The following is a 16,521-nucleotide window of genomic DNA, read 5'->3' on the forward strand; positions in this document are numbered from 1 at the left end:
GGCGACCACCGGCCCGGACGACGTTTGAGCAGCCCGTCGGCGCAGCCGCCGACCGGGACGGACGGATCGAGGAGGATTCGCATGCGCACCACTCGGCGCACGAGGGGACGGGTCGCCGTGCCGGCGCTCCTGGCGATGAGCCTGCTGGCCGCCTGCGGCAGCGGGGGTGACGGCGGCAGCGCCGGCAGCACGGACGCGGCCGGCGGTGAGGAGGCGTCCTGCACGAACACCATCACCAAGACGGACGCCCAGCAGGTCACGGTGTGGGCGTGGTACCCGGCGTTCGCGGACGTCGTGGACCTGTTCAACGAGACGCACGACGACGTCCAGGTCTGCTGGACGAACGCCGGCCAGGGCAACGACGAGTACACCAAGTTCTCGACGGCGATCGAGGCGGGCTCCGGCGCGCCCGACGTCATCATGCTGGAGTCCGAGGTCATCTCGAGCTTCGCGATCCGCGACGCCCTCGTCGACCTGTCGCAGTACGGCGCGGACGAGGTGGAGGACGACTACACGGCCGGTGCCTGGAAGGACGTCTCCTCCGGGGACGCCGTCTACGGCATCCCGGTCGACGGCGGTCCCATGGGCATGCTCTACCGCCAGGACATCTTCGACCAGTACGGCGTGGCCGTGCCCACGACGTGGGACGAGTTCGCCACGGCGGCGCAGGCGCTGAAGGACGCGGGCTTCGAGGGCTACATCACCGACTTCCCGACGAACGGCCGCGCCTTCAACCAGGCGCTCTTCGCCCAGGCCGGGTCGGCGCCGTGGACCTACGACAACGCGGAGCCGACCGAGGTCGGCATCACGGCGAACGACGAGGGCGCCAAGAAGGTGCTCGAGTACTGGGACGGCCTCATCGAGGACGGCGTCGTCGGCACCGAGGACGCGTTCACCACCGACTACAACACCCACCTCGTCGACGGCACGTACGCCACCTACCTGGCGGCCGCCTGGGGCCCGGGCTACCTGTCCGGCCTGGCCGACGCCGACTCCGACGCCGTCTGGCGCGCGGCCCCGCTGCCGCAGTGGGACGCGTCCTCCCCCGTGCAGGTCAACTGGGGCGGCTCGACCTTCGCGGTGACGTCGCAGTCCGAGATCCCCGAGGCCGCCGCCACGGTCGCCAAGGAGATCTTCGGGACCGAGGAGGCCTGGAAGATCGGCATCGAGAAGGGCGCGCTGTTCCCCCTCTGGAAGCCCATCCTCGAGTCGGACTACTTCCGCGACCTCGAGTACCCGTTCTTCGGCGGGCAGCAGATCAACAAGGACGTGTTCCTCGACGCCGCCGCCGGCTACGAGGGCTTCACCTTCAGCCCGTTCCAGAACTACGCCTACGACCAGCAGACGACGGTGCTGTTCGACATGGTCGAGAACGGCACGAGCGCCGGCGACGCGCTCGACACGCTGCAGGAGACCCTCGTCACCTACGGCAAGGAGCAGGGCTTCACGGTCAGCGAGTGAGCCCGCGCGGCCGGGACCACCACGGTCCCGGCCGCGCCCCGGCCCCACCCTGACGGACCCGTCCGCCCGGACCGGCGGGGCGGCGGCGCGACGACGCGCCGCCCCGCCGGCCGGGACACCCCTGGAGGACCTGCATGACCACGACCACCGCCGCGCCGGTCCGTCCGGCGCCCGTCCGGGCCACGCGTCGGCGCCGGACGGAGATCGACAGCCGGCGTCAGCGCTGGGGCTGGCTGTTCGTCGGGCCGTTCGCGATCGTCTTCGCGACGTTCCTCATCGCCCCCCTGGGCTACGCGTTCTGGATGAGCCTGCGGCTGAAGACGCTGGCGACGGGGGAGCGCTTCGTCGGCCTGGAGACCTACGTCAAGGCCTTCTCCGACGAGATCTTCCTGCGCGGTCTGCTCCGCGTCGCCGGGTTCGCGGCGGTCATGGTGCCGGTGCAGATCCTCGTGGCGCTCGTCGCGGCCCTCGTGCTCGACACCCTCACCACCCGGCTGTCGAAGTTCAGCCGGCTCATGATCTTCGTGCCCTACGCCGTGCCGGCCGTCATCGGCGCGCTCATGTGGGGCTTCCTCTACAGCCCCCGCTTCGGGCCGGCCGCGGACCTCTTCGGGCTCGTCGGGCTGGACGCGCCGAACTTCCTGGCGCCCGGCACGGTGTTCGGCAGCCTCGTCAACATCGTCACGTGGCAGTGGGCGGGCTACTACATGATCGTCATCTACGCGGCCCTGCGGTCGGTCGACCCGTCGATCTACGAGGCCGCCCGCATCGACGGGGCCACGGGCCGGCAGATCGCGCTGCGCATCAAGGTCCCCATGATCTCCAGCTCGATGGTCATGGTCGTCGTGTTCTCGCTCATCGGGACCCTGCAGTTCTTCACGGAGCCGCAGGTGCTGCGGTCCATCGCTCAGGGCGCCATCCCGGTGGACTACACGCCGAACATGTACGCCTACTCCCTGGCGTTCTCCTACAGCCAGTTCAACTACGCCTCGACGATCGCCTTCGCCCTCGGGGTCGTGGTGTTCATCGGCTCGTACCTGTTCCTGTACCTCACGCGCAAGCAGAGCGGACTGAAGTGATGGCCACGACCCTCGCCGACCGCGCCGCCCGCACCGGCCGGGCACCTCGCGCGCTGCGCCCCGACCGCGAGGTGGGCGGCGGCCGCCGCATCGGCTCGCACGTGTTCCTCCTGCTGCTCGTCGTCTACTTCGTGCTGCCGCTGTGGTGGCTGCTCGTCGCCTCCACCAAGTCCAACTCCGGGCTGTTCGTGGGCGACGGCGGTCCGCTGTGGTTCAACAGCGAGTTCAGCCTCGTGGACAACCTGCGCGGGCTCGGCACGCACAACGGGGGCATCTACTGGCGCTGGCTGGGCAACTCGTTCCTCTACGCCTTCGCCGGCGGCATCGGGGCGACCGTCCTGTCGATCCTCGCGGGCTACGGCTTCGCCAAGTACCGCTTCCGCGGGCGGACGTTCGCCTTCGCCCTGCTGCTCGGCTCGGTCATGGTGCCCCTCACCGCGCTCGTGATCCCCACGTTCGTGCTGCTGTCGAAGTTCGACCTCGTCAACACGGTCTGGGCGGTCATCCTCCCGTCGCTGCTGTCCCCGCTGGGCGTCTACCTCATGCGCGTGTACACGCAGGACGCGGTGCCCGACGAGATGCTCGACGCCGCCCGCGTCGACGGCGCCGGCGAGCTGCGCGTGTTCTTCCAGGTGGCGCTGCCCCTGCTGCGGCCGGCCATCGTGACCGTGCTGCTGCTGACCGTCGTGGGCACGTGGAACAACTTCTTCCTGCCGCTGGCGATGCTGCAGGACCCCGACCTGCTGCCCGTGACCGTCGGGCTCAACGGCTGGCAGGCGCTGTCCAACGCCGGCGCCGGCGGCGAGCAGGTCTGGAACCTCATCACCACCGGGGCCTTCGTCTCGATCCTCCCGCTGATCGTCGCCTTCCTGGCGCTGCAGCGGTACTGGCAGGGCGGCCTGTCGCTCGGCTCGGTCAAGTGACCGCCCGGGCCCGTACGGCCCGCCCCTCGCCCCACCCGTCCGCGTCACCGTCCCCCCGGGAGTCCCCATGCTGTCCGCGTCCCTGACCGTCGACCCCGCGTTCCGCGTCGGTCCCGTCCGCCGGCGCACGTTCGGCTCGTTCGTCGAGCACCTCGGGCGCTGCGTCTACTCCGGCATCCACGACCCCGGCCACCCGACGGCCGACGCCGACGGGTTCCGGGGGGACGTCGTCGAGCTGACGAAGGAGCTCGGCATCTCCAGCGTCCGCTACCCGGGCGGCAACTTCGTCTCCGGCTACCGGTGGGAGGACGGGATCGGCCCGCGCGACCAGCGGCCGTCCCGCCTCGACCTGGCCTGGCACTCCACGGAGCCGAACCTCGTCGGCGTCGACGAGTTCATGCGCTGGACGGCCCTGTCCGGCACGGAGCCCATGATGGCCGTCAACCTCGGCACCCGCGGGGTGCAGGAGGCGCTCGACCTGCTCGAGTACTGCAACGTCCGCTCGGGCACGTACTGGTCCGACCTGCGCCGGGCGAACGGGGCGCCCCAGCCCTACGACGTGCGCATGTGGTGCCTCGGCAACGAGATGGACGGCCCGTGGCAGATCGGCCACAAGACGGCGCACGAGTACGGGCGGCTGGCGGCCGAGACGGCCCGTGCCATGCGCATGGTCGACCCCGGCCTCGAGCTCGTCGCGTGCGGCTCCTCCTCCAGCGCCATGCCGACGTTCGGCGAGTGGGAGCGCATCGTCCTGGACGAGACGTACGAGCACGTGGACTACATCTCCGCCCACGCGTACTACGCCGAGGAGGACGGCGACCTGGGGTCGTTCCTGGCCTCGGCCGTCGACATGGACCACTTCGTGTCCTCCGTCGCGGCGGCCGCCGACGGCGTGCGCGCCCACAAGAAGCTCGCCAAGCGGATCCACATCTCCTTCGACGAGTGGAACGTCTGGTACCAGAAGCGCGCGGAGTCCCGCCCGCCGACGGGGCACGACTGGCCGGTGGCGCCCGTCCTGCTCGAGGACCGCTACAACGTGGCCGACGCCGTCGTCGTGGGGAACCTCCTCATCTCCCTGCTCCGGAACACCGACCGCGTGCACGCCGCGTCGCTGGCCCAGCTCGTGAACGTCATCGCGCCGATGATGACCGAGCCCGGCGGACGGCTGTGGCGGCAGACGACGTTCCACCCCTTCGCCCAGGCGTCGCAGCTCGCCGTCGGCGAGGTGCTCCAGGTCGCGGTCGAGGCCCCGACCTACGAGACGGCGCGCTTCGGCGACGTCCCGCTGCTCGACGCGGTGGCCACCTGGGACGAGCCGGCCGGCGCCCTGACGGTCTTCGTCGTCAACCGCAGCACCGACGGCGACGTCCGGCTCGACGTCGACCTGCGCGCGCTGCCGGGACTCCGTCTCGTCGAGGCCACGACGCTGTCGAACCCGGACCACACGTGGGTCGCCACCCCGGACGACGACGTCAGCGTCGCCCCGCGCCCGAACGCCTCGGTCGCGGTGGCCGACGGGCGCCTCGGCGGCACGCTGCCGCCGGTCTCCTGGTCGGTCCTGCGGCTCGCGGTCTGAGCCCCCCGCCCGTCGGACGTCGGTGGACAGCGCTTCCCCTAGGCTGGCCGCGGGCGTCCGACGAGGGGCGCCGGGGGAGGGACCGATGACGGGCACGACCGGGGTGGCGGCCACGCCGCCCATGGGCTGGAACAGCTGGGACTGCTACGGCACGACCGTGACGGAGGACGAGGTCCTCGCCAACGCCCGGGTCATGGCCGAGCGGCTGCTGCCGGTCGGGTGGGACACGGTCGTCGTGGACATCGCCTGGTACGACCCGACCGCGCGGGCGCACGGCTACAACGAGGGCGCCCCCGTGGTGCTCGACGCGTACGGCCGCCAGCTGCCGGCACCGGGGCGCTTCCCCTCCGCGGCGGGTGGCTGCGGCTTCGGGCCGCTCGCGGACGCGGTGCACGCGCTCGGCCTGCGGTTCGGCGTGCACGTGATGCGGGGTGTCCCGCGGCGGGCGGTCGAGCTCGACCTGCCGGTTCTCGGCACGTCGTGGACCGCGCGGGACGTCGCGGACCCGGACCACATGTGCCCCTGGAACCCCGACAACCTCGGCCTCGACCACGACCACCCGGGGGCGCAGGCCTGGTACGACGCCCAGGTGGCCCAGCTCGCGGGCTGGGGCGTGGACCTGCTGAAGGTCGACGACATGCTCGCGCCGTACCACGCGCGCGAGATCGAGGCCTACGCGCGGGCGGTGGAGCGCAGCGGGCGCCCGATCGTCCTGTCGCTGTCGCCCGGCACGCACGTGTCGACGCGGCACGTGGAGCACCTGCGGGCGAACGCCCACATGTGGCGCATCTCCGACGACCTGTGGGACCGGTGGGAGGACGTGCACGCGCAGCTCGCGCGGCTGGCGCGCTGGGCGCCCTTCCAGCGGCCGGGCGGCTGGGCCGACGCGGACATGCTGCCGCTGGGCCGGATCGGGCTACGGGCCGAGCGCGGCGAGCCCCGCGACAGCCGGCTGACCCCGCACGAGCAGCGCACGCTCCTGACGGTCTGGACCATGGCACGCTCGCCGCTCATGGTCGGCGGCGACCTGCCCAGCACGGACCCGGCCACCCTGGACCTGCTCGCCACCCCCGCGATCGGGGAGGTGCTGCGCGGCAGCACGGACGGCGCCGAGCTCGTCCGCGAGCCGCTCGGCACCGGGCCCGACGCCGGCGAGCTCGTCGTGTGGGGAGCGCGCGCCGCGGGGGGCGAGCGCCGGTACGCCGCGCTCGTGTGGACCGGCGAGGCGGCGCGCACGTGCGCCGTGGCCGTCGCCTCGGTGGTGGGGACCGCCGACGTCGGGCGCCCCTGGGGCGCCACCGACCTCTGGGACCCCGCGGGGCCGGTGCCCCTGGGCGACGAGCTCGTCGCCGAGGTGCCGCCGCACGGCGTGCGCTGGTTCGCCCTCGACCCGGCCTGACGCCGGGCGGGCCGGCTCAGCCGGGTCGGCCGGGTCAGCCCTGCAGGGTCCGCCGCACCGCCCGGACGGTCAGCGAGGTGGCCCACACCGCGCCGGCGCCGGCGGCGACCAGCGTGCCGCGACGCCGGGCGGTGCGCCGGCGCCCGCGGAACTCGCGCACCGGCCAGCCGACCTCGGCGGCGTGGCGGCGCAGCCGGCCGTCGGGGTTGATGGCGCAGGGGTTGCCGACGGACCGCAGGATGGCCTCGTCGTTGGCCGAGTCGCCGTAGGCGTGGGAGGCCGCCAGGTCCAGACCCTCGCGCTCGGCCAGCGCGCGGACGGCCTCGGCCTTGGCCTGCCCGTGCAGCAGGTCCCCGACGAGCCGGCCGGTGTAGAAGCCGTCCTCGTGCTCGGCCACGGTCCCCAGGGCGCCGGTCACGCCGAGCCGCCGGGCGATGAGCGCCCCGATCTCGATGGGCGTGGCGGTGACGAGCCAGACCTGGTGGCCGGCGGCGAGGTGCTCGTCGAGCAGGCGCTGCGTGCCCTCGTAGATGCGCAGGGAGAGCACCTCGTCGTACACGTCCTCCGCGATGGCGACGACCTCCGCGACGCTGTGCCCGCGCATGATCGACAGCGCGCGCTGGCGCAGCTGGTCGATCTGGTCCTTGTCCTCGCCGAACGCGAGGTACCGGGCCTGCTGGTAGCCGAAGCGCCAGAGGTCGCGCTGGCGGAAGAACCCGCGACGGTACAGACCCACCGCGAGGTGGAAGGCGCTGGCGCCGCGGATGATCGTGTTGTCCACGTCGAAGAAGGCACCGACCCGGGCCGGCGGGACCGGCTCGGCGACCGCCGCGGCGACCTCCGCGACGGCGCGAGGTCCCCGGTCGGGGGCGACCTCGTCGTCCTGGGGCACGCGGCCACTCTAGTCACGGCACCCGTCCTACCCTGGGCGCGTGGACGGGCAGGACGGGCGCGTGGACGGGCGCGAGGGCGGGCGCGAGGACAGGGTGCCTCGGGTCGTGCTCTACGGGCGGGCCGGCTGCCACCTGTGCGCGGCGGCCCGGGACGTGGTGCGTGAGGTCTGCGCGGCGACGGGGGAGCGGTGGCGGGAGGTCGACGTCGACGACCCGGCGGCGGCGCCGGACGGGCGCGACCTCGTCGCCGAGCTGGGTGAGCTCGTCCCCGTCGTCGAGGTCGACGGCGTCCGGCAGGGGTACTGGCGGATCGACGCGGACCGGCTGCGGCGCGCGCTGGTGCCGCCGCGGGCCTGACGGCGCCCGGGACCGGTCGACGTCCGCGCCGACGACGACGGCCGGGTGCCGGGACGCGTGGTCCCGGCACCCGGCCGTGGTGGTCGTGAGGCCTGCGCGGCGTCGGCCCGCCGGCCCGACGGGTCAGCCCTGCTGCTGGATGACCGACGCGTCGATGGTGATGACGACCTTGTCCGAGACGAGGACGCCGCCGGCCTCCAGCGCCGCGTTCCAGGTCAGGCCGAAGTCCTTGCGCGAGATGGTGACGTTGGCCTCGAAGCCGGCGCGGGCGTTGCCGAACGGGTCGGTCGCGACGCCGTTGAACTCCGTCTCGAGCTCGACGCGCTGCGTGACGCCGTGGATCGTCAGGTCGCCCTCGATCACGTAGGCGCCACCGGCGGGGCGGACCGCCGTGGAGGTGAAGGTCCACGTCGGGTAGGTCTCGACCTCGAAGAAGTCGGCGGACTTGAGGTGACCATCGCGGTTGGCGTCACCCGTGCTGACCGACGCCGGGTCGAGCGTCACCGTGACGGACGAGGAGGACAGGTCCTCGCCCACGACGACGGTGCCCTCGGTGACGGCGACCTTCCCGCGGACCTTGGAGATGCCGGCGTGACGGACGGTGAAGCCGGCCTCCGTGTGCGTCGGGTCGACGGCGTAGGTGCCGGTGACGAGGCCGGCGGGCAGGGCGGTGGGGGTCGTGGTGCTCATGGCGTCCTCCTGGGGCGGGACCGGCGAGGTGGCCGGGGGGTGGGCGGTGCTGACCGCTGGTCGATCGCCCCTCGCCCGGCCCCGTGCTGGACCAGGTCGTTGAACTCTCAACCGGCTGTTGGTTTAAAGTTCTACTACAGTGATCTTGTTCCCGCAAGCACGCGTCACCCCACGAGGGTCGCGCACGTGCTGCGGGACGGCAGGCAGGACCGGACCGGGAGCAGCGCCATGACCAGCACCACCACCGCGACGGACGTCCAGTGGCTCTCCGAGGGCCAGCAGGGCGACTGGCGCGCGTTCCGCGACGCCAGCGCACGCCTCATGGGCGCCCTCGGGCACGAGCTCGAGGCGGAGTCGGGGCTGTCGTTGCACGAGTACGAGCTGCTCGTGCGGCTGTCGGAGGCCCCGGGGCGGCAGCTGCGTATGTCGGAGCTGGCCGCCGGCCTGGCGCACTCGCGCAGCCGGCTCACGCACACGGTCCGGCGCATGGAGGACGCGGGGATGGTGGAGCGGCGGGCCTGCGCGTCGGACGCGCGCGGCGTCGAGGCCGTCCTGACGGAGGCCGGCTGGCAGCGGCTCGTCGCCGCGGCACCGGGGCACGTGCGCTCGGTGCGCCGGCACCTCGTCGACGTCCTGACGCCGGAGCAGCTCACCGCGCTCGGGGACGCCATGCGGGCGGTCAACGCGGGGCTGGACGGCGTGGGCTGCCCGTCGGCGGTGCTGACGGGGGAGTGAGCCGGGAGCGGGCCCGGGGCTTCCTCGGGAGCGGCGGGTCGGTGACGCAGGAGTGACGCGGACCCCCTGAGGCGGCCCTGGCCGGGGACGCCGGGCACCCAGGTCGGTCTGTGAGACTGGGGCCATGGTCCCCACCACCGTGCACCTGCTGCGGCACGGCGAGGTGCACAACCCCGCCGGCGTCCTGTACGGGCGGCTCCCCGGCTACCGCCTCTCCGCCCGCGGCGAGGCCATGGCCCGGATGGTCGCCGATCACCTGGCCGGCTCGGGCGACGAGCCCCGGCACGACGTCACGCTCGTCGTCGCGTCCCCGCTGGAGCGCGCGCAGCAGACCGCGGCGCCGCTCGCGGAGGCGTTCGACCTCGAGGTCGCCACGGACGTGCGGCTCATCGAGGCGGAGAACCACTTCCAGGGCCGCACCTTCGGCGTCGGCGACGGCTCGCTGCGGCACCCCGAGCACTGGCCGCACCTGGTCAACCCCTTCCGTCCCTCGTGGGGCGAGCCGTACCGCGAGCAGGCGGACCGCATGCTGTCGGCCGTCGACAGCGCACGCGTGCGTGCCCGCGGGCACGAGGCGGTGCTCGTCAGCCACCAGCTGCCCGTCTGGATGGCCCGGTGCGCGGCCGAGGGTCGCCGGCTCTGGCACGACCCCCGGCGCCGGCAGTGCTCCCTGGCTTCCCTCACCTCGTTCCGGTTCGAGGACGACGTGCTCGTCGGCATCCGGTACAGCGAGCCGGCGGCGTCCCTGCTGCCCGGCGCGGCCACCGTGAGCGGCGCATGAGGTCGGCACGCATCGCCACGTCGTCGGGTGCAGGTTCGGGCGCACGGTCGGGCTCACGGTCGGGCGCACGGTCGGGCGCACGGTCCCGGCGGGCCCTCGCGCCCGTGCTGGGGCTCGCGGTCGCGCTCGTCGTGCTGGCCGGCTGTTCGCCCGACGAGGCCGCGGGGTCGGGCACCGGTGGCGGGACCGGTGGGCAGGAGGAGGTCGCGGACCAGGGCTACGTGTCCGGCGATGGTTCCGTCACCGTCTGGGCCGCCGACGAGCGGCCGGGCCCGGTGGAGCTCGCGGGCACGGACTACGCCGGCGCGACGCAGGACGTCGGCGCCTGGCGCGGGGACGTCGTCGTGCTCAACACCTGGTACGCCGCCTGCCCGCCCTGCCGGGCGGAGGCGCCGGACCTCGTGGCGCTGGCCACCGACTACGCCGACCGCGGCGTGCACGTGCTCGGCATCAACAGCACCGACGCCGCCGGTGCCGCCGAGGCGTTCCAGGAGACGTTCGCGGTCCCGTACCCGAGCATCGCCGACACCGAGGGCTCCGCGATCGCCGCGCTGCAGGGCACCGTCCCGGTCAACGCGGTCCCGACGACGGTCGTCCTGGACGCCGAGGGGCGCGTCGCCGCCCGGGTCCTCGGCCTGGCCGACGGCAGCACGCTGCGCAGCGTCGTCGACGACCTGCTCACCGAGGGCGAGGGGGCCGCGTCGTGACCTCGCTGCTCGCGGCGGCGCCCCTCGTGGCCGACGTCGGCGACGCCTTCGGCAGGACCGTCGTGTCGGGCTCGCTGCTGCTCGCGCTGCCCGTCGCGGTGCTGGCCGGGCTCGTGTCGTTCGCGTCGCCGTGCGTCCTGCCGCTCGTCCCCGGGTACCTGGCGTACGTGGGGAGCATGGCCGGGGCGACGGCGGGACGTGCGCCCGCCGGGCCGAGGCTGGGTGGGCGTGCGCTCGCGGACGCGACGGGGCTGCTGGGCACGGGCACGGGCACGGGCACGGGCACCGGTGCGGGCACCGGCGCCGGCTCCGGCACCGCCGGCGGTGCCACGCGCACGGTGGCCGCGAGCACCGTGGTGGTGCCGGCCCCCACGACGACGAGGGCCGCGGGTGCCGTCCGCCCCCGTCGCGACGTCGTGCTCGGCGTCGTGCTGTTCGTGCTCGGCTTCACCGCGGTCTTCGTCGCCTACGGCACCGCGGCGGGATCCGTCGGCGCCCTCCTCGCGCGCGAGTCGGACGTCGTCACGCGGGTGCTCGGCGTGCTCGTCGTGCTCATGGGCCTGGTGTTCGTCGGCTTCGTGCCGGCCGCGCAGCGGGAGCGGCGGTGGCACGTGGCCCCGCGCGCCGGGCTGTGGGGCGCGCCGCTGCTGGGCGTGGCCTTCGGCATCGGCTGGGTGCCCTGCATCGGCCCCACGCTCGCCGCGATCCTCACGCTCGGCTACACCGAGGGCTCGGCCGGGCGTGGCGCGCTCCTCGCGGTGGCGTTCTGCCTGGGCCTCGGGCTGCCGTTCGTGCTCGTCGCCCTCGGGCTCGGCGGGAGCGCGCGCGTCCTGGCGTGGCTCGGCCGGCACCGCCGCGCGCTGCAGCGCGCCGGGGGCGTGCTGCTCGTCGTGCTGGGCCTGGCCCTCGTCACCGGGCTGTGGACGCAGTGGGCGACGTGGCTGCAGTACCTGCTCACCGGCGCCGACACCTTCCGGCCGGTGGTGTGATGGCCGGCCGCGGCACGCGCACCGGGCCGGGCGCCGGGGTGCGCACCGGGTCGAGCACCGGTTCGAGCGCCGGGTCGAGCACCCGGGCGCCCTACCGCCCGGAGGGGCTCGACGACGCGTTCGTCGTCCCTGCCGGCGACGACGGACCGGCGGCCGGCGCCACGTCCGCCGCCGGACCGGGCGCCACGGGGGCGGGCGACGGCGCCGGCGGGTCGGCCGGCAGCGGCTCCTCGGGCGGCGGGCCCGCCGCCTCGCCGGACGGTCCCGCGCGCCCCGCACCCGTCGCCCTCGGCGTGCGGGGCTGGTTGCGCTGGGGCTGGCGGCAGCTGACGAGCATGCGCGTGGCGCTGCTGCTCCTCATGCTGCTGGCGGTCGCCGCCGTGCCCGGGACCGTGTTCCCGCAGAACGCGCAGGACCCGGACCGCGTGGCGACGTACCTGACGGACCACCCGACCGCGGGCCCGTGGCTGGACCGCCTCGGCTTCTTCGACGTCTACTCCTCCGTCTGGTTCTCGGCGATCTACCTGCTGCTCATGGTGTCGCTGGTCGGCTGCATCCTGCCGCGCACCGCGGTGCACCTGCGGGGCGTGCGGGGCCGTCCGCCCCGCACCCCGCGCCGCTTCGAGCGGTTCCCCGCGCGCGGCCGGGCTCGCACGGACGAGGACGCGCACGCGGTCGTCGAGCGGGCCGCCACGGACCTGCGGCGCGGCTGGGCCTGGCTCCCACCCGTCCCGCGTCACCGGGTGGACGTGCACGACGAGGGGGCGGGCACGTGGTCGGTCTCCGCCGAGCGCGGCTACCTGCGCGAGACGGGCAACCTGCTGTTCCACCTCGCGCTCGTCGGGCTGCTCGTGTCGGTCGCGACCGGGCAGCTGCTGCACTACCGCGGGCAGGAGCTGGTGGTGCAGGGGCGCGGGTTCGCCAACGCCGTGACGAACTACGACACGTGGCAGCAGGGCGCCGCCTTCCGGGCCGAGTCGCTCGTGCCCTTCACGCTGCGGCTCGACGACTTCCGCTCCTCCTTCGACGCCGACACCCTGCAGTCCCGGTCCTTCGCCGCCGGCGTCACGGTGACCGAGCCCGGCGGCGAGCCCACCGAGCGGACGATCCGCGTCAACCACCCGCTGGACGTGGCCGGTGCGAAGGTCTACCTGCAGGGCAACGGCTACGCGCCGGAGGTGACGGTCCGGGACGCCACCGGCCGCGTCGCCTTCTCGGGCACCGTGCCCTTCCTCCCGCAGGACGAGGTCTACACCTCGCGCGGCGTCGTCAAGGTGCCCGACGTCGGCCCCGGCCAGGAGCAGATCGGCCTCAACGGGTTCCTCCTGCCGACGGTCGAGCGGCTGGGCGAGGGGCTCGTGCGGTCGGTCGACCCGCAGCCGCGCGACCCGATGCTCGTGCTCAGCGTGTGGACCGGGGACCTGGGGCTGGACGACGGGGTGCCGCAGAACGTCTACGAGCTCGACACGACGGCCATGACCCAGGCCGTCGACGCCGAGGGCCGTCCCGTGACGCTGTACGTGCAGCCGGGCCAGACGGTGGACCTGCCGGACGGCCGGGGCACGGTGACGTTCGGTGCGCTGCCGCGCTTCGTCGCCCTCGACCTGCGCTACGATCCCGCCCTCGCGCCCGTCCTCGTGTTCTCGCTGCTCGCGTTCGCGGGCCTGGCGGTCTCGCTCTTCGCCCCTCGCCGCCGCCTGTGGCTGCGGGCGGGACCCGCGGACGACGACGAGCCCGGGCGTACGCTCGTCCTCGCCGCCGGCCTCGCGCGCGGCGACGACACGGCGCTCGTCGGGCAGGTCGGCGCGCTGCTGCGGGCCGCGCTCGGCCCGCCCCCCGGCGGTGACGCCGGACCGCCGCGCAGCCCGACCCCGGTCGGCGCCGGCACGGTCGGCGCCGGCGCGACGGGCGCCGGCACGACGGGCGCCGGCGCGACGGGCCCCGAGGAGACCGGCGCCGGCAGCGCCACCAGCAGCAGCGCCACCAGCAGCAGCACCAGCACCCGTACCCCCGGAGGACAGCCATGAGCACCGGCGACCTGAGCACCCTGCTGGTGTGGGGCGCGACGACGGTCTTCACCATCGCCCTGGTGGCGTGGACGGTGGACCTCGCGCGCATCGCCGACGCCGCCACGCGCGCCGCCCGCACCGCGCGCCCGTCGGCGCAGGCACGCGCGCACGTCGCCGTCGGCACGGGCCTCGGGACCATCACCCTCGAGGGGGACGCCGGGTCCGGGGGTGGGCTCGGCCGCGCCGAGGACGACGGTCCCGCGATGGGCCGGTCCGTCCGTGCGGAGGGCATCGCGCGCTCGACGACCTGGCTCGGCCTGGCCTTCCTGCTCGGCGGCATCGTCCTGCGCGGGGTCGCGTCCGGGCGCTGGCCGACGGCCAACATGTACGAGTTCACGCTCGTCGGGACCTTCGTCGCCGTCCTGGTGCTGGCGGTGGTGCAGTTCCGCCGGACCGTGGCGTTCCTCGGCGTGCTCGTCATGGGCATCGCCGTCCTGGCGCTCGCGCTGGGCCTGCTCGTCTTCTTCGTCCAGGCGGACGCGGTGCAGCCCGCGCTGCAGAGCTACTGGCTCGTCATCCACGTCGGCGTCGCCATCGCGGCGACCGGGGTGTTCACCGTCGGCTTCGGGGCGGCCGTGCTGCAGCTCCTCGTGGACGGGCGCGAGCAGGGGCGGTCGCACGTGGCGGCCCCCGGGGCCACGAGCGGTGCGCGTCGCGCCCTGCACGACTGGCGCGTCACCGGTCCGCGGTTCGCCTGGCTGCGCCAGGTGCCGTCGGCCACGCGGCTCGAGGCGCTGTCGTTCCGGCTGAACGCGGTCGGCTTCGTGCTGTGGACGTTCACGCTCATCGGCGGGGCCATCTGGGCCGAGCACGCGTGGGGCCGGTACTGGGGCTGGGACCCCAAGGAGGTCGGCACCTTCGTGGCCTGGGTCGTGTACGCGGCCTACCTGCACGCGCGCACGACGCGCGGCTGGACGGGCCGCCGGGCGGCGTTCTTCGTGCTCGTCGGGTACGCCGTCGTCCTGGCGAACTTCACCGTCGTGAACCTGTTCGTCACCGGCAAGCACTCGTACTCGGGGCTCTGACCGTCTCCTGACCGGCCGGCCCCGGGCGGCACCGCGCGCCTCAGCCCTGGGTGACCGGCCCGTCGTTCGTCGTGCCCTGGCCGCGGCCGTCCTCGTCGCCGGACGAGGTCGTGCCCTCCCGGCCCTCGGCGGCCTGGCGCCGACGACGCTGCTCGTCGAGCCGGCGCAGGAAGTCGGGGTCGTCGTCGGGCGCCACGGGGCCGCGCCCGCCGCCCGGCCGGCCGCCGGGCCGGCGCGGGCGGCTGCCGCCCCCGCCGCCGGGGCCGCCGTCGCCCGCGCGCGCCGACCGGCTGGACACGATCCAGGCCAGCCCGCCGAGGACCGGCACGAGCACGACGAGCAGCACCCAGAGCCACGCGGGGACCCCGCGCCGGCTGCGCTCGTCGCTCTGCACGACGTCCACGACGCAGTAGACGGTGAACGCGACGACCAGGAGGGCGGGCAGGATGCGGCTCACGCCCCCACGGTAGTCCGGGCGCGTCGCCGGGCCTCGCCGTGCGCCGCCGGGGGTCCCGCCGGGCGCTCAGCGCCCCGTCGTACCCTGGGCGCGTGCCCGTGCTCGTCTACACCCTGCTGCGCCTCGTGCTCGTGGCCGCCGCCTGGGGCGCCCTCGTCCTGGCCGGCATGAGCCCGTGGCTCGCGGCCGTCGGAGCCGTGGTCATCGGTGCCCTGCTGAGCTACCTGCTGCTGCGGGGCCCGCGCGACGGCGCCGCGCTGTGGCTGCAGCGCCGCGACGAGGAGCGGGCGCGCCGGCGACGGGACGAGCAGCAGCGCAGCGCCGCCGAAAGGGACGCGGAGGCCGAGGACGCGGTCCTCGACGCGGCCGCCGAGGACCGGGGGACCCCCGGGAGCACCGACAGGAGCACCGACAGGAGCACCGACAGGAGCACCGACAGGAGCACCGCCGGGCGCGCCGACGCGACGCCGCCGGTCAGCTGACGACGAGCCCCAGGAACAGCAGCAGGCCGACGCCCAGCTCGAGGAACCCCGTGCCCGCCAGCACCGGGACGAGGGCCCGGCCGCGCGCCCCGAGCAGCACCACCGACGCGAGCGCCACCGCGGGCACCCCCGCGAGCAGCACGAGCAGCGACCACGGCGCCACGACCGCGCAGGCCGCGCCGAGCAGGACGGGCACGACGACGAGCGCCGCGTACGCCCGGCGCGCCCGGTGCTCGCCCAGCCGCACCGCGAGCGTCCGCTTGCCGACGACGGCGTCGGTCGGCACGTCCCGCAGGTTGTTGGCCATGAGCAGCGCGCAGGCCAGCAGGCCGATCGCCACCGCGCCCAGCCAGGCCGGCAGCGGCAGGGCGTGCGCCTGCGTCCACGTCGTGCCGAGCACGGCGACGAGCCCGAAGAACACGAACACGCCGACCTCGCCGAGCCCGCGGTAGCCGTACGGGCGCTTCCCGCCGGTGTAGAACCAGGCGGCGGCGATGGCGGCGGCACCGACGAGCACCAGCCAGGGGTCCCCCGACAGGACCACGAGCACCAGCCCGAGGACCGCGGCCACCCCGAAGGCCGCGAAGGCGGCGCGCTTCACGTCGACGGCCCGGGCGGTCATCGAGGCGACGAGGCGCATCGGCCCGACCCGGTCGGCGTCGGTGCCGCGGATGCCGTCGGAGTAGTCGTTGGCGTAGTTGACCCCCACCTGCAGGGCCAGGGCGACCCCGGCCGCGAGGAGCGCACGGCCCAGGTGCGCGCCGCCGGCGTGGTCGGCCGCCCCCGTGCCGACGAGCACCGGGGCGACGGCCGCCGGGAGCGTGCGCGGCCGCGCGCCGGCGACCCACTGCGCGGCGGTGGTCACGCGGCGGCCCGCCGGACGGGGTGGTGCCGGCCG

The 16,521-nt window shown here is 74.9% G+C and carries 17 protein-coding genes; 13 read left to right on the top strand and 4 right to left on the bottom strand.

Annotated elements, in window-relative coordinates; translation table 11 throughout:
• Positions 1 to 81 precede the first annotated feature (81 nt).
• From AC2TDM_RS03680 to AC2TDM_RS03700, 5 genes are all read left to right on the top strand, one after another.
• The gene (locus tag AC2TDM_RS03680; protein WP_239079057.1) at positions 82 to 1,461 is read left to right on the top strand and encodes an ABC transporter substrate-binding protein; all 1,380 of its coding nucleotides are present in this window, start codon (positions 82 to 84) and stop codon (positions 1,459 to 1,461) included.
• A 134-nt stretch (positions 1,462 to 1,595) separates the two neighbouring features.
• Positions 1,596 to 2,540 (top strand): carbohydrate ABC transporter permease, encoded by a 945-nt coding sequence (locus AC2TDM_RS03685; RefSeq protein ID WP_484635860.1) that lies wholly within the window; start codon positions 1,596 to 1,598, stop codon positions 2,538 to 2,540.
• Entirely contained in the window at positions 2,540 to 3,463 is a 924-nt protein-coding gene (locus AC2TDM_RS03690; protein WP_484635861.1) for a carbohydrate ABC transporter permease, read from the top strand. The genes AC2TDM_RS03685 and AC2TDM_RS03690 overlap by 1 nt, the downstream gene beginning before the upstream one ends.
• A gap of 67 nt (positions 3,464 to 3,530) precedes the next feature.
• Positions 3,531 to 5,039, top strand: coding sequence for an arabinosylfuranosidase ArfA (gene arfA / locus AC2TDM_RS03695; protein ID WP_484635862.1), 1,509 nt, complete (start codon positions 3,531 to 3,533; stop codon positions 5,037 to 5,039).
• Positions 5,040 to 5,124: 85 nt separating this feature from the next.
• Positions 5,125 to 6,438, top strand: a complete 1,314-nt coding sequence (locus AC2TDM_RS03700) for a glycoside hydrolase family 27 protein (RefSeq protein ID WP_484635863.1) — start codon at positions 5,125 to 5,127, stop codon at positions 6,436 to 6,438.
• Between the two features lie 34 nt (positions 6,439 to 6,472).
• Here the strand turns inward: AC2TDM_RS03700 and AC2TDM_RS03705 are convergent, their stop codons facing one another.
• Positions 6,473 to 7,330, bottom strand: coding sequence for an HAD family hydrolase (locus AC2TDM_RS03705; RefSeq protein ID WP_090031791.1), 858 nt, complete (start codon positions 7,328 to 7,330; stop codon positions 6,473 to 6,475).
• A gap of 40 nt (positions 7,331 to 7,370) precedes the next feature.
• Here AC2TDM_RS03705 and AC2TDM_RS03710 point away from each other — a divergent pair, with 40 nt between their 5' ends.
• On the top strand, positions 7,371 to 7,688 hold the full coding sequence (locus AC2TDM_RS03710) for a glutaredoxin family protein (RefSeq protein WP_484635864.1): 318 nt from the start codon (positions 7,371 to 7,373) through the stop codon (positions 7,686 to 7,688).
• Between the two features lie 123 nt (positions 7,689 to 7,811).
• Here AC2TDM_RS03710 and AC2TDM_RS03715 read toward each other — a convergent pair whose 3' ends face one another.
• Positions 7,812 to 8,378 (bottom strand): YceI family protein, encoded by a 567-nt coding sequence (locus AC2TDM_RS03715; RefSeq protein ID WP_090031793.1) that lies wholly within the window; start codon positions 8,376 to 8,378, stop codon positions 7,812 to 7,814.
• A 228-nt stretch (positions 8,379 to 8,606) separates the two neighbouring features.
• Between AC2TDM_RS03715 and AC2TDM_RS03720 the strand changes: the two genes are divergently transcribed.
• From AC2TDM_RS03720 to ccsB, 6 genes are all read left to right on the top strand, one after another.
• Positions 8,607 to 9,113, top strand: a complete 507-nt coding sequence (locus tag AC2TDM_RS03720) for a MarR family winged helix-turn-helix transcriptional regulator (RefSeq protein ID WP_090032098.1) — start codon at positions 8,607 to 8,609, stop codon at positions 9,111 to 9,113.
• A gap of 124 nt (positions 9,114 to 9,237) precedes the next feature.
• Positions 9,238 to 9,894: a histidine phosphatase family protein gene (locus tag AC2TDM_RS03725; RefSeq protein WP_090031795.1), complete on the top strand. Its 657-nt coding sequence runs from the start codon at positions 9,238 to 9,240 to the stop codon at positions 9,892 to 9,894.
• Positions 9,895 to 9,998: 104 nt separating this feature from the next.
• Positions 9,999 to 10,601: a TlpA family protein disulfide reductase gene (locus AC2TDM_RS03730; RefSeq protein WP_239078968.1), complete on the top strand. Its 603-nt coding sequence runs from the start codon at positions 9,999 to 10,001 to the stop codon at positions 10,599 to 10,601.
• On the top strand, positions 10,598 to 11,590 hold the full coding sequence (locus tag AC2TDM_RS03735) for a cytochrome c biogenesis CcdA family protein (protein ID WP_484635865.1): 993 nt from the start codon (positions 10,598 to 10,600) through the stop codon (positions 11,588 to 11,590). The genes AC2TDM_RS03730 and AC2TDM_RS03735 overlap by 4 nt, the downstream gene beginning before the upstream one ends.
• Entirely contained in the window at positions 11,590 to 13,617 is a 2,028-nt protein-coding gene (gene resB, locus AC2TDM_RS03740) for a cytochrome c biogenesis protein ResB (RefSeq protein WP_484635866.1), read from the top strand. The genes AC2TDM_RS03735 and resB overlap by 1 nt, the downstream gene beginning before the upstream one ends.
• Positions 13,614 to 14,684: a c-type cytochrome biogenesis protein CcsB gene (ccsB, locus tag AC2TDM_RS03745; protein WP_090031802.1), complete on the top strand. Its 1,071-nt coding sequence runs from the start codon at positions 13,614 to 13,616 to the stop codon at positions 14,682 to 14,684. The genes resB and ccsB overlap by 4 nt, the downstream gene beginning before the upstream one ends.
• 40 nt (positions 14,685 to 14,724) lie before the next feature.
• On the opposite strand, the gene AC2TDM_RS03750 is transcribed toward ccsB, so the two are convergent.
• Complete coding sequence (locus AC2TDM_RS03750) at positions 14,725 to 15,141, bottom strand: PLDc N-terminal domain-containing protein (protein ID WP_090031804.1); 417 nt, start codon at positions 15,139 to 15,141, stop codon at positions 14,725 to 14,727.
• Between the two features lie 92 nt (positions 15,142 to 15,233).
• On the opposite strand from AC2TDM_RS03750, the gene AC2TDM_RS03755 reads away from it, so the two are divergent.
• Complete coding sequence (locus AC2TDM_RS03755) at positions 15,234 to 15,623, top strand: DUF4229 domain-containing protein (RefSeq protein WP_239078969.1); 390 nt, start codon at positions 15,234 to 15,236, stop codon at positions 15,621 to 15,623.
• Here AC2TDM_RS03755 and AC2TDM_RS03760 read toward each other — a convergent pair.
• Positions 15,616 to 16,488, bottom strand: a complete 873-nt coding sequence (locus AC2TDM_RS03760; protein WP_090031807.1) for a 1,4-dihydroxy-2-naphthoate polyprenyltransferase — start codon at positions 16,486 to 16,488, stop codon at positions 15,616 to 15,618. The genes AC2TDM_RS03755 and AC2TDM_RS03760 overlap by 8 nt on opposite strands.
• Positions 16,489 to 16,521 lie beyond the last annotated feature (33 nt).

It is taken from the genome of Cellulomonas sp. plas2 (assembly GCF_057221735.1).

Bases quoted from the DNA above. Each gene is read 5' to 3' on its own strand.
- AC2TDM_RS03685 (WP_484635860.1), top strand. From the start codon at position 1,596: ATGACCACGACCACCGCCGCGCCGGTCCGTCCGGCGCCCGTCCGGGCC.
- AC2TDM_RS03680 (WP_239079057.1), top strand. From the start codon at position 82: ATGCGCACCACTCGGCGCACGAGGGGACGGGTCGCCGTGCCGGCGCTC.
- AC2TDM_RS03720 (WP_090032098.1), top strand. From the start codon at position 8,607: ATGACCAGCACCACCACCGCGACGGACGTCCAGTGGCTCTCCGAGGGC.
- AC2TDM_RS03715 (WP_090031793.1), bottom strand. From the start codon at position 8,378: ATGAGCACCACGACCCCCACCGCCCTGCCCGCCGGCCTCGTCACCGGC.
- AC2TDM_RS03725 (WP_090031795.1), top strand. From the start codon at position 9,238: ATGGTCCCCACCACCGTGCACCTGCTGCGGCACGGCGAGGTGCACAAC.
- AC2TDM_RS03700 (WP_484635863.1), top strand. From the start codon at position 5,125: ATGACGGGCACGACCGGGGTGGCGGCCACGCCGCCCATGGGCTGGAAC.
- resB (WP_484635866.1), top strand. From the start codon at position 11,590: ATGGCCGGCCGCGGCACGCGCACCGGGCCGGGCGCCGGGGTGCGCACC.
- AC2TDM_RS03690 (WP_484635861.1), top strand. From the start codon at position 2,540: ATGGCCACGACCCTCGCCGACCGCGCCGCCCGCACCGGCCGGGCACCT.
- arfA (WP_484635862.1), top strand. From the start codon at position 3,531: ATGCTGTCCGCGTCCCTGACCGTCGACCCCGCGTTCCGCGTCGGTCCC.
- ccsB (WP_090031802.1), top strand. From the start codon at position 13,614: ATGAGCACCGGCGACCTGAGCACCCTGCTGGTGTGGGGCGCGACGACG.